This is a genomic window from Mycobacterium sp. Dal123C01 (assembly GCF_052566995.1).
In genome coordinates this window covers 453,814-465,291 of the sequence record NZ_CP199580.1, presented here as the reverse complement: position 1 = coordinate 465,291, position 11,478 = coordinate 453,814, and the positions used below count along the sequence as shown (strand labels likewise).

At 68.7% G+C, this 11,478-nt stretch carries 12 protein-coding genes; 8 read left to right on the top strand and 4 right to left on the bottom strand.

All coding sequences use genetic code 11. The features are described from left to right. Nucleotide 1 precedes the first annotated feature (1 nt). The 5 genes from ACTXG5_RS02245 to ACTXG5_RS02225 are packed head-to-tail and all read left to right on the top strand — an operon-like array spanning nucleotide 2 to nucleotide 5,375. A complete protein-coding gene (locus ACTXG5_RS02245) occupies nucleotides 2–628 on the top strand; it encodes a TlpA disulfide reductase family protein (protein ID WP_445162147.1) in 627 nt (208 codons plus the stop codon). Then, nucleotides 625–1,410: a cytochrome c biogenesis CcdA family protein gene (locus ACTXG5_RS02240; protein ID WP_445162146.1), complete on the top strand. Its 786-nt coding sequence runs from the start codon at nucleotides 625–627 to the stop codon at nucleotides 1,408–1,410. Before ACTXG5_RS02245 ends, ACTXG5_RS02240 begins: the two co-directional genes overlap by 4 nt. Next, nucleotides 1,410–3,059, top strand: a complete 1,650-nt coding sequence (locus tag ACTXG5_RS02235; protein WP_445162145.1) for a cytochrome c biogenesis protein ResB — start codon at nucleotides 1,410–1,412, stop codon at nucleotides 3,057–3,059. Before ACTXG5_RS02240 ends, ACTXG5_RS02235 begins: the two co-directional genes overlap by 1 nt. Further along, nucleotides 3,056–4,042, top strand: a complete 987-nt coding sequence (gene ccsB / locus ACTXG5_RS02230; protein ID WP_445162144.1) for a c-type cytochrome biogenesis protein CcsB — start codon at nucleotides 3,056–3,058, stop codon at nucleotides 4,040–4,042. The genes ACTXG5_RS02235 and ccsB overlap by 4 nt, the downstream gene beginning before the upstream one ends. A gap of 34 nt (nucleotides 4,043–4,076) precedes the next feature. Further along, the gene (locus tag ACTXG5_RS02225) at nucleotides 4,077–5,375 is read left to right on the top strand and encodes a MinD/ParA family ATP-binding protein (RefSeq protein ID WP_445162143.1); all 1,299 of its coding nucleotides are present in this window, start codon (nucleotides 4,077–4,079) and stop codon (nucleotides 5,373–5,375) included. An 18-nt stretch (nucleotides 5,376–5,393) separates the two neighbouring features. Here the strand turns inward: ACTXG5_RS02225 and ACTXG5_RS02220 are convergent, their stop codons facing one another. Next, entirely contained in the window at nucleotides 5,394–5,555 is a 162-nt protein-coding gene (locus ACTXG5_RS02220; RefSeq protein WP_445162142.1) for a hypothetical protein, read from the bottom strand. Between the two features lie 46 nt (nucleotides 5,556–5,601). Here ACTXG5_RS02220 and ACTXG5_RS02215 point away from each other — a divergent pair, with 46 nt between their 5' ends. Further along, a complete protein-coding gene (locus ACTXG5_RS02215) occupies nucleotides 5,602–5,985 on the top strand; it encodes a DUF4229 domain-containing protein (protein WP_445162141.1) in 384 nt (127 codons plus the stop codon). Between the two features lie 10 nt (nucleotides 5,986–5,995). Here the strand turns inward: ACTXG5_RS02215 and ACTXG5_RS02210 are convergent, their stop codons facing one another. Both ACTXG5_RS02210 and ACTXG5_RS02205 read right to left on the bottom strand, forming a co-directional pair. Further along, nucleotides 5,996–7,003 carry a beta-ketoacyl-ACP synthase III gene (locus ACTXG5_RS02210; RefSeq protein WP_445162140.1) on the bottom strand — a complete coding sequence of 336 codons (1,008 nt, stop codon included), beginning with the start codon at nucleotides 7,001–7,003 and terminating at the stop codon, nucleotides 5,996–5,998. A gap of 90 nt (nucleotides 7,004–7,093) precedes the next feature. Further along, the gene (locus ACTXG5_RS02205; RefSeq protein ID WP_445162139.1) at nucleotides 7,094–7,966 is read right to left on the bottom strand and encodes a 1,4-dihydroxy-2-naphthoate polyprenyltransferase; all 873 of its coding nucleotides are present in this window, start codon (nucleotides 7,964–7,966) and stop codon (nucleotides 7,094–7,096) included. Nucleotides 7,967–8,000: 34 nt separating this feature from the next. Between ACTXG5_RS02205 and ACTXG5_RS02200 the strand changes: the two genes are divergently transcribed. Both ACTXG5_RS02200 and ACTXG5_RS02195 read left to right on the top strand, forming a co-directional pair. Then, complete coding sequence (locus ACTXG5_RS02200) at nucleotides 8,001–8,777, top strand: S-methyl-5'-thioadenosine phosphorylase (RefSeq protein ID WP_445162138.1); 777 nt, start codon at nucleotides 8,001–8,003, stop codon at nucleotides 8,775–8,777. Beyond that, nucleotides 8,774–9,814: an NAD-dependent epimerase/dehydratase family protein gene (locus tag ACTXG5_RS02195; RefSeq protein WP_445162137.1), complete on the top strand. Its 1,041-nt coding sequence runs from the start codon at nucleotides 8,774–8,776 to the stop codon at nucleotides 9,812–9,814. Before ACTXG5_RS02200 ends, ACTXG5_RS02195 begins: the two co-directional genes overlap by 4 nt. Here the strand turns inward: ACTXG5_RS02195 and ACTXG5_RS02190 are convergent. Next, a complete protein-coding gene (locus ACTXG5_RS02190) occupies nucleotides 9,811–11,418 on the bottom strand; it encodes a DUF7937 domain-containing protein (RefSeq protein WP_445164233.1) in 1,608 nt (535 codons plus the stop codon). The genes ACTXG5_RS02195 and ACTXG5_RS02190 overlap by 4 nt on opposite strands. Nucleotides 11,419–11,478 lie beyond the last annotated feature (60 nt).

The window sequence follows — 11,478 nt, the reverse complement described above, 5'->3', positions numbered from 1 at the left end:
CATGCATCGGCTGGTGTTCGCCGGGGCGGTGTTGGCAATCTCCGGGTTGCTCACCGGCTGCTCCGCCGGTCACGACGCCGTTGCGCAGGGCGGCACCTTCGAATTCGTCTCGCCCGGAGGGAAAACCGACATCTTCTACGACCCGCCCTCGAGTCGTAGCCGCCCGGGACCGTTGTCCGGACCGGACCTGGCCGACCCCGCGCACACGCTGTCGCTGGACGACCCGATCTTCGCCGGCAACGTCGTCGTCATCAACGTCTGGGGACAGTGGTGCGGGCCGTGCCGCGCCGAAGTCACCCAGCTGCAGCAGGTGTACGACGCCACCCGCGGCTCCGGGGCGTCCTTCCTCGGCATCGATGTCCGTGACAACAACCGCCAGGCAGCCCTTGATTTCGTCAACGATCGCGCCGTGACCTTCCCGTCGATCTTCGACCCGGCGATGCGCACCCTGATCGCGTTCGGCGGCAAGTACCCCACCACCGTCATCCCGTCCACGTTGGTGCTGGACCGCCAGCACCGGGTCGCGGCGGTGTTTCTGCGCGAATTGCTGGCTTCCGATCTGCAACCCGTGGTGCAGAAGCTGACCCAGGAAGCGCCGCCGGGCCTGAAATCGCCGAGCCAGAAATGACCGGTTTCGCACAGACCGCCGCTGCCGGGCCCTTGCTGCTGGCGCTGGGTGCCTGCGTGCTGGCGGGGCTGGTGTCGTTCGCCTCACCCTGTGTGGTGCCGTTGGTGCCCGGCTACCTGTCGTATCTGGCCGCCCTGGTCGGCGAGGAAGTGGCTGAGGAGCCGGGGTCGGGCCCGGTCAAAGCCCCGCCGGCGACCCGGTGGCGAGTCGCGGGATCGGCGGCACTGTTCGTCGCCGGATTCACCACGGTCTTCGTGCTCGGGACCGTCGCCGTGCTCGGCATGACCACGACGCTGATCACCAATCAGCTGCTGTTGCAACGGGTCGGGGGCGTGTTGACCATCGTGATGGGGCTGGTGTTCGTCGGCCTGATCCCGGCCCTGCAGCGCCAAATCCGGTTCAGCCCGCAACAGTTGACGACGGTCGCCGGGGCGCCGGTGCTCGGCGCGATCTTCGGGCTCGGGTGGACGCCGTGCCTGGGCCCGACCCTGACCGGCGTGATCACCGTCGCCTCGGCCACCGAAGGCGCCAATGTCGCCCGCGGAATCTTGCTGGTGATCGCCTACTGCCTGGGGCTGGGGATTCCGTTCGTCCTGTTGGCCTTCGGCTCGGCGCGCGCGGTGGCCGGCCTGGGCTGGCTGCGACGGCACACCCACGCCATCCAGATCTTCGGCGGCGCACTGCTGATCGTGGTCGGGGTGCTGCTGGTCACCGGCATGTGGAACGACTTCGTCTCCTGGCTGCGGGACGCCTTCGTCAGCGACACGAGGTTGCCGATCTGATGCGTCTGCTCATAGCCCTGATCGCCCGGGCACGGAACACCTGGCGCGCCCTGACCTCGATGGGCACCGCGCTGGTGCTGCTGTGTCTGCTCGCGCTGGGCGCGATACCCGGGGCGCTGCTGCCGCAGCGCAGCCTCAACGCCGGCAAGGTCGACGAGTACCTGGCCGTCCATCCGACGATCGGCCCGTGGCTGAACCGGCTGCAGGCCTTCGACGTGTTCTCCAGCTTCTGGTTCACCGCGGTCTACGTGCTGCTGTTCGTCTCCCTCGTCGGCTGCCTGACCCCGCGGCTGATCGAGCATGCCCGCAGCCTGCGCGCCACCCCCGTCAACGCCCCGCGAAACCTGGCCCGGCTGCCCAAGCACACCAGCGCGGAGCTCACCCTGGCCGACGAGGCCGACCTCAACGCCATGGCGAACACGATCGCCGGCCGGCTGCACAGCTGGCGCACCGCCATCCGCCATCGCGACGACACCGTCTCCGACACCATCGAGATATCCGCGGAGAAGGGCTACCTGCACGAATTCGGCAACATCGTCTTCCACTTCTCGCTGCTGGGGCTGCTGGTCGCGGTGGCCGTCGGCAAGCTGTTCGGCTACGAGGGCAACGTCATCGTCATCGCCGACGGCGGCCCCGGCTTCTGCTCGGCCTCACCGGCCGCGTTCGACTCGTTCCGCGCCGGCAATACCGTCGACGGCACGTCGCTGCACCCAATCTGTGTGCGGGTCAATGACTTTCAAGCGCACTACCTGCCTTCCGGGCAGGCCACGTCGTTCGCGGCCGACATTGACTATCAGGACGGCCGCGACCTGGCCGCCAACAGCTGGCGGCCCTACCGGCTGGAGGTCAACCACCCGCTGCGGGTCGGCGGCGACCGGGTGTACCTGCAGGGCCACGGGTACGCGCCGAGCTTCACGGTGAGGTTCCCCGACGGGCAGACGCGCACCTCGACCGTGCAGTGGCGGCCCGACAACCCGCAGACCCTGCTCTCGTCGGGGGTGGCGCGCATCGACCCGCCGGCGGGCAGTTATCCGAACGCCGCCGAGCGCCGCAAACACCAGATCGCGATCCAGGGCCTGCTCGCACCGACCGAACAACTCGACGGGGCCCTGTTGTCGTCGCGGTTCCCGGCCCTGGACGCCCCCGCGGTGGCCATCGACATCTACCGCGGCGACACCGGTCTGGACACCGGCCGCCCGCAGTCGCTGTTCACCCTGGACCCCCGGCTGATCGAGCAGGGCCGGCTGACCAAGGAAAAGCGGGTCAACCTGCGCGCCGGCCAAGAGGTGCGCATCGACCAGGGTCCGGCGGCGGGCACCACCGTCCGCTTCGACGGCGCCGTGCCGTTCGTCAACCTGCAGGTATCCCATGACCCCGGCCAGACCTGGGTGCTGGTCTTCGCGATCACGATGATGGGTGGACTGCTGGTGTCGCTGCTGGTGCGCCGGCGGCGGGTATGGGTTCGTCTCACGCCGATCGAATCGACCCCCGGTACGGTGAACGTCGAGCTGGGCGGCTTGGCCCGCACCGACAACTCTGGTTGGGGCGAGGAGTTCGAAAGGCTCACCGAGCGGTTGTTGACCGGGCTCGACCAATCCGGCGCCGCCGACCCAGCGTCCAGAAGGAGTTCTCAGGTGGACGTCACATGAACACGCTGCACGTCAACATCGGCCTGGCGCGCTACTCCGACTGGGCGTTCACCTCGGCGGTGGTGGCCCTGGTCGTCGCGCTGCTGCTGCTGGCCTTCGAGCTGGCCTACGTCGGCGGCCGCCGCGCGGACAACCGCTCGCGGGTGCTGGCCGGCGGGGTCACGGCCGACAGCGCCACCCCCGGCATCGTGGATGACGATGTGCAGCGGCCGATCGACGAACGCGTCGGCCGGGCCGGGCTGGCGGTGGTCTACCTCGGCATCGGCCTGCTCCTGGCCTGCCTCGTGCTGCGCGGCCTGGCCACCATGCGGGTGCCCTGGGGCAACATGTACGAGTTCATCAACCTCACCTGCTTGTGTGGGCTGGTCGCCGGCGCGATCATGCTGCGCCGGCCGCAATTCCGCCCGCTGTGGGTTTTCCTACTGCTCCCGGTGCTGATCCTGCTCACGGTTTCCGGCCGTTGGCTCTATACCAACGCCGCACCGGTGATGCCGGCCCTGCAGTCCTACTGGCTCCCGATCCACGTGTCGGTGGTCAGCCTGGGTTCCGGGGTCTTCCTGGTCGCCGGCATTGCCAGCATCCTGTTCTTGCTGCGGACCTCGCGGCTGGGCGACCCCGGCCCGGAAGACAGTGCCGGCGCGTTGGCGCGAGTGGTGCATCGGCTGCCCGACGCGCAGACCCTGGACCGCATCGCCTACCGAACCACGATCTTCGCGTTCCCGGTGTTCGGTTTCGGGGTCATCTTCGGAGCCATCTGGGCCGAGGAGGCCTGGGGTAGGTATTGGGGGTGGGACCCCAAGGAGACGGTTTCCTTCGTCGCGTGGGTGATCTACGCGGCGTACCTGCACGCCAGGTCAACCGCGGGATGGCGGGACCGCAAGGCCGCCTGGATCAACGTGGCCGGGTTCGTGGCCATGGTCTTCAACTTGTTCTTCGTTAACCTGGTGACCGTGGGCCTGCATTCCTATGCGGGCGTGGGCTGACAGATAGGAACCGACACCGCAAGGGGGAATGCACGTGTCTGAGCAATCAACGAGCGGGGTGGGGGCGCCCGAGCATCCGACGGCGGACCTGTCCGCCCAGGAGCCATCGCAGCAGTCCGGCGGCGACCAGTCCGCGGATTCCGGTACCGAGGCACCGACCCGGGCGTTCACCGGCTTCCGCACCGAGCGCCGGGTTCCCGCGACCGAGCGGCGGGAAGCGCAGCCGGCCACCGCGGGGCCACCGGCCGGGATGCCGCCCTGGGATTCCACACCGGTGACCGGCATCCCGCGGGTCGACCCGACCGCATACGGTGCGTATTACAACGGCCACGCTGACGCGCCTTCGCTGGAAGCCCAGGCACCCCCGTATCGCCCCGAGACGGTGCCACACACGCCCTACCCCGAACTGTCCACCGGAATGCTGCTGCGGCCGATCAAGCCGCCGCCTTCGGAGGGCTGGCGCCGGTTGGTCTATGCGCTGTCCGGCCGGCTGATCAACCTGGGGGAAAGCCCTCGAGCCGCTCGGCACAACAACTTGGTGGCGCAGGTCAACCGGCCGTTGCGCGGTTCCTACCGGGTGGCGGTGGTGTCGCTCAAGGGTGGCGTCGGCAAAACGACGATCGCTGCCACGCTGGGCTCTGCCTTCGCCGCGATCCGCGGCGACCGGGTGGTGGCCATCGACGCCAACCCCGACCGCGGCACCCTGAGCCAAAAGGTCCCGCTGGAGACCGCGGCCACAGTGCGCCAATTACTGCAGGATGCCGGAACCGTCGAGCGCTACAGCGATGTCCGCCGCTACACCTCGAGGGGCCCGAGCGGGTTGGAAGTGCTGTCGTCGGAAAGCGATCCGGCCGTATCGGAGGCTTTCGATGCCGACGACTACACCCGCACTCTGGGGATCCTGGAACGGTTCTACGGCCTGGTGATCACCGACTGCGGTCCCGGACTGCTGCACTCGGCGATGTCGTCGGTGCTGGAGAACGCCAACGTTCTGATCGTGGTGAGTTCTGGCTCCATCGACGGGGCGCGCAGTGCCTCGGCGACGCTGGACTGGCTGGACGCGCACGGTCACGAAGCGCTGGTTCGCAACTCGATCGCGGTCATCAACGCGGTGCGCCCGCGGACCGGCAAGGTCGACATGAACAAGGTGATCGATCACTTCTCCCGGCGCTGCCGCGCGGTGCGGTTGGTGCCGTATGACCCTCATCTCGACGAGGGCGCCGAGATCCATCTCGATCAGATGCGCCGGGAGACTAGCGAAGCGCTCACCGGGCTGGCTGCCGTTGTCGCCGAAGGGTTTCCGGGAGACCAGCCCAACCTGGGCGTCACGTAGCGAGGGCGGGTGGCGCGGTCAGCGGGGGTTGTTGTCCCCGTTTCCTAACCGCCGCATGAAGTCTGGATCGTCGTCAGGTCCGATGACGCGCGACTTCTGTCGATGGGTCTGCGACCGCGCCGCGCGCCAGCCAATGTAGATCAGCGTCCCCAGGACCAGGATGACTACCAGATAGAGCACTCAACACCTCCTTTGAGCGAATATACTCGCGCCGTAGGCTCGACCTGTGTCAGAAGGGCCGAGCGACAACAGCACTGGGGATAACCCGGCGGACGCCGTGCAGGAGCGCGCTCGAGATCGCGTGGTTGTCGACGTTTTGCTCTACGCGGTGGCGCGGCTGCTGCTGGCGGTCGTGCTCACCGGGGTGATCTACCTGGTCGCGCGGTTGCTCGGGGTCAGCCAGATCCCGATCGTCGTCGCGGCATTGTTTGCGTTGATCATCGCGATGCCCTTGGGCATCTGGCTGTTCACGCCATTGCGAGCACGTGCCACGGCCGCGCTGGCCGTCGCCGGCGAACGGCGTCGCGCCGAACGCGAACAGCTGCAGGCCCGGCTGCGCGGTGAGGCAGTCAGTGATCCGGGACCCGACGACGAGCCCGACGAGAAGTGAGCTCGCGAGCTCAACCGTTGGGCATCCGCACGACCTGTGCGGCATAGCTCAGGCCTGCGCCGTATCCGATCAGCAGGGCCAGATCGCCGGGCTTGGACGCCCCGGTGGCCAGCAGTTCGGCCATCGCCAACGGAATGGAAGCCGCGGACGTGTTTCCGGTGTGCTCAATGTCATTGGCCACTATCGCGTCCGGCCGCAGATCCAGGTTCTTGGCCAGCACTTCGTTGATCCGGGCGTTCGCCTGATGCGGGATGAACACGTCGATTTGATCGGATCTGACGCCCGCGGCGTCCATCGCCTGGCGCCCGACCTTGCCCATCTCGAATGCCGCCCAACGGAAGACCGCGCTGCCTTCCAGCCGAAGAAATGGGCGCGGGCCGGTCGGGTTCTCCGTATAGGTGATCCAGTCGATGTCCTGGCGGATGGCCTTGGCCTGCTCACCGTCGCTGCCCCAGACGGTCGGTCCAATACCCTGAGCGGGCGTCTCGCCCACCACGACGGCGGCCGCGCCGTCGGCGAAGATGAAGCAGTTGCTGCGATCGAGCATGTCGACCGTGGGTGACAGCTTCTCCGAACCGATGACCAGCATCTTGGCGACGCTTCCGCCCCGGATCATGTCGGCCGCGACGCCCACCGCGTATCCGAACCCGGCGCACCCGGCTGAGATATCGAATGCGGGCACACCCGTAGCACCCAACCCCGAAGCGACCGCCGGGGCGCTGGCCGGGGTCTGGTAAAACTGCGTGCTGGTGGCGACGATCACGCCGTCGATGTCGGTTGCCTGCAGCGCGGCGATTGACAGTGCCTGCCGAGCGGCCTCGATCGACATGGAAGCGACCGTTTCGTCGCGAGCGGCGAATCGGCGGGTCTTGATTCCGGTGCGGGAGTAGATCCACTCATCGGACGAGTCGATGTTCTGACACAGCTCGGCGTTCGTGACCACGCGCTCGGGGCGGTATGCGCCGACGCTGAGCAGTCCGATGTTCGTGGGTCCACTGGTCGCGGCGATCTGCTGCATTGCGCTCCTCGCTCGGCTAGCGGTGTAAGGGGGGTCACACTCGACGCTAATCCCTCATCGATCGCCGCGTGCCAAATCGCCTTGGGCGCGTCAGTGCGCCAGCGCCAACGCCGCTGCCACCGCGACCGCCCACACCAGCATCGCCAGCCCGGTGTCGCGCAGCACCGGGATCAGCTCGGGCCCGCCGCGGCCGGACCGCACCGGCCCGGCGGCGCGCAGGGCCAGTGGGGTGGCCAGCAATCCCACCGCGCACCACGGCGTCGCCAGCATCAGCACCAGGGTCAGCACCCCGGCGGTGGCCAGCAGCCCCTGGTAGAACACCCGGGTGCGGGCATCGCCGAGGCGTACCGCCAGCGTGATCTTGTGCGCCTGCGCGTCGGTGGGGATATCCCGCAGGTTGTTGGCCACCAGCACCGACGACGACAGCGCGCCCGTCGACACCGCCAGCACCAGCCCTACCCAGTCCACCCGTAGTGCCTGGGTGTACTGCGTGCCCAGCACGGCGACGAGGCCGAAGAACACGAACACCGCGACCTCGCCGAAACCCGCATAGCCGTAGGGCCTCGACCCGCCGGTGTACAACCACGCGCCGGCGATGCACGCGACGCCGACCGCGATCAGCCACGGGGCGCTGAGCAGTGCCAGCGCCAGACCGGCCGCCGCGCCCACCGTGAGAGATGCCACCGCCGCGGTCAGCACCGACCGCGGTGTCGCCAGTCGCGAGCCCACCAGCCGCGCCGGGCCGGTCCGGACGTCGTCGGTGCCCCGGATGCCGTCGGAGTAGTCGTTGGCGTAGTTGACGCCGACGATCAGCGCGACCGCGACGGCCAGCGCCAGCAGCGCCTTCCACCACACCGCGGAATGCAGCCATGCCGCCGCGCCGGTACCCGCAATGACCGGCGCTATTGCGTTGGGCAGCGTCCGCGGTCGGGCGCCCGAGATCCACTGCGCAAAACTGGCCACCAGGGCATCCTGCCCTATGCACCACAATGGGCGAATGCTCGGAGTGATCGGCGGCAGCGGCTTCTACACGTTCTTCGATTCCGATGTCCGCGACATCACGATGGACACCCCGTATGGCCTGCCCGCCGCCCCGATCACGGTCGGCACGATCGGGGAACACGAAGTCGCCTTCCTGCCGCGGCACGGCGCCGAACACGAATACTCGGCGCACACCGTGCCCTACCGCGCGAACATGTGGGCCTTGCGCACGTTGGGCGTGCGGCGGGTGCTCGCGCCGTGCGCGGTGGGCAGCCTGGAGCCCGCACAGGGTCCGGGCGCGGTGGTGGTGCCCGACCAGCTGGTGGATCGCACCAACGGCCGCGCCGACACCTACTTCGACTCCGGCGCTATTCACGTCGACTTCGCCGATCCGTATTGCCCGACGCTGCGGGAGGCGGTCACCGGTCTGCCCGGCGTGGTCGACGGCGGCACCATGGTGGTGATCCAGGGGCCGCGATTTTCCACCCGCGCCGAAAGCCAGTGGTTCGCCTCAGCCGGCTTCACTCTGGTCAACATGACCGGCTACCCCGAAGCGGTGCTGGCTCGTGAGCTCGAACTCTGCTATGCGGCAATCGCTTTGGTCACCGACCTGGACGCCGGCATCAGCGCCGGCGAGGGCGTGAAAGCCGTCGACGTGTACGCGCAATTCGAGAAGAACATGAAGCTGTTCAAGAAGCTGGTGCGCGAAGCGATCGGCCGGCTGGCTCTCGAGCGCAGCTGCACGCACTGCCTGGCGCACACCGGCGTCACGCTGCCGATCGAGCTACCGTGAGGGTGTTGCTCACCGGTGCGGCCGGTTTCATCGGCTCGCGGGTGGACGCGGCGCTGCGCGCGGCGGGTCATGAAGTGGTCGCCGTCGACGTGTTGTTGGCCGCCGCGCACGGCCCAAACGCGGTGCTACCGCCCGGATGTCACCGGGTCGACGTCCGCGACGCCGACGCGCTGGCCCCGCTGTTGGACGGTGTCGATCTGGTGTGTCACCAGGCCGCGATGGTGGGCGCCGGCGTCGACGCGGCCGACGCCCCCGCCTACGGCGGCCACAACGATTTCGCGACCACGGTGCTGCTGGCGCAGATGTTCGCCGCCGGAGTGCGCCGCCTGGTGCTGGCGTCGTCGATGGTGGTGTACGGGCAGGGCCGCTATCGCTGCCCCGAGCACGGAACGGTCGAGCCGCTGCCGCGGCGGCGTGCCGACCTCGATGCCGGGACCTTCGAGCATCGCTGCCCGCTCGGCGGCGAAGAGCTGGCCTGGCAGCTGGTCGACGAGGATGCCGCCCTGCGGCCGCGCAGCCTGTACGCCGCCAGCAAGACCGCCCAGGAGCATTACGCGCTGGCGTGGTCGGAGGCCACCGGCAGCTCGGTGGTCGCGTTGCGCTACCACAACGTCTACGGTCCCGGCATGCCGCGCGACACCCCGTACTCCGGAGTGGCGGCGATTTTCCGCTCGGACCTGGAAAAGGGCGGGCCGCCAAGGGTTTTCGAGGATGGCGGCCAGATGCGTGACTTCGTCCACGTCGATGATGTGGCGGCCGCCAATCTCGCGGCGGCGCAGCTGTTAGCGGCGGACGGCTCCGGCTTCACCGCGGTCAACGTCTGTTCGGGGCGGCCCATCTCGATCCTGGAGGTGGCCACCGCGCTTTGCGATGCGCGCGACGGCGCGGTGTCCCCGGTCATCACCGGGCAATACCGCAGCGGCGACGTGCGCCACATCGTCGCCGATCCCGCCCGCGCCGCCGACGTGTTGGGTTTCCACGCGGCGATTGATCCGCTCGAGGGCCTGCGCGAGTTCGCGTTCGCGCCGCTGCGCTAATCCGGGTGAGACGGGTCCTGCGGGGGCCGGTAGATCTTGGGCTTGGAGTCGGGTATCTGCCGCGTGGCCGAATCGTCGCCGCGGAAGATCCGGGGCGAGCCGGTCAGCTGAGGTATTGCGGTGGTGGGTGTTTCGCCGGTCTGAATGTGGGTGGTCACGGCGGCCGAGGGCGGGGGAGCACCGGTCGGGATGCGGGTCGTCGGGGCCTCAGTGCCCGGCGGTCCCGCACGCTTGCGCGCGGCACGGCGCCGCAGGCGCCGAGTGGCGAAGTGCCCGGTGATGATCGCCGCCACGAGGATGCACAGGGCCAGCGCCGACAGCGTCACGTCGAAGGTGCTGGTGATCTGCTGGGCGAGATCGTTTCCGTAGACCGGATTTTGCACGGCATTTGGCGGTTCCTGGAACCGCGGCGCAAGCACGACGCCGACGATGACACGCGAAATGGTCAGCGCGGCAACAAGTCCGGACAGCGACGTGATCAGCCGGGCGGACGAGCCACTGCGCAGCTTGATCCGCAGCCAGATCGCCAGGATCGCGGTGGCCACATCGAAGGCGGCCAGCACCACGGTGTCGTACCGCGAATACGGGTAGTCCAGGCTCACCGCGACGGCGAGGTCGGTGATCCGCATCGCCATTGACCCCAGGCACCATACGGCGATGAGCAGTAAGCCATTTCGGGCCGACGCCCGCCACGCATTCTCCTCGGACGACGCGGTGCCGGCGCGACCCAACAGCGTCCGCGGTGCGAAAATCGCCGCGGCCGCCGCCCACGCCAGATAACCCTCGAACCCCACTCCTGCCGTTGACGTGTTCTGGGCTATGCCGTGGAACGCGTCGATGTCCCGGCCGGCCGGGAGAAACCACACGATGATCCCGGCGACCGCCGTCGAGGCCCCCAGCGCGATCGTCGCCAATCGGGAGGCCCTGCTCTGGCGGACAAGCCACCTCGAGGCCACGAGCACCGCGATCAGCGCCACCAGCCCGTACACCGTCGCCGTCGCGATGACCGCGATGTTCTGCTTACCGAAGTCGGCAGAGCCGCCCGCGTCGTGCAGCGCGTACTTCACCCGCCAGTACAGGGTGAAGCCGAAGCTCAGTGCCGCGGCCACCATCGAGACGTAGCCGATGATCTGGGCCGACCTCTGCCGCCCGCCGGACGCGTCGTCGTCGACGGCTGCGGCGCCGCTCGCCGCCTGCGTGCTCAACAGCGCACCGGCGACGCCCAGCCAGGCTCCCGGTCCGACACCGCCCGGCACGGTCACGCTCCCACCGAACCGGACCGTCTCGAACGCGTCGAACCCGACGAAGGCGAGCACCAACAGCAAATAGGGAACGTTGAGTGCCAGCCGAAGCCCGCGGCGGGCCGGCCCGGAACCGGGCAAAGCAATAGCGATCAGGGAAAGCAGCGTCACCGCGATCAGCACCGCGAAAACGGTCGTGTTGCTATCGGGGATCGTGATACCGAAGTACAGATTCCACGGCAGCAGCGGCGCAAGGAGCAGCAAGACGGCGGCGGTCAGGTCGGTCACCACATTGCGCTGCCGGGCGGGCGCCCCGGCTGCCTGCGGACCTGGAGCGTTCTGCTGCGCCGGCGCACCCCTGATGGGGCCGGTAGGCGACTCGTCGCTGCTCTGGCTCACGGTTCCCCCCGGGTATCGAGGACG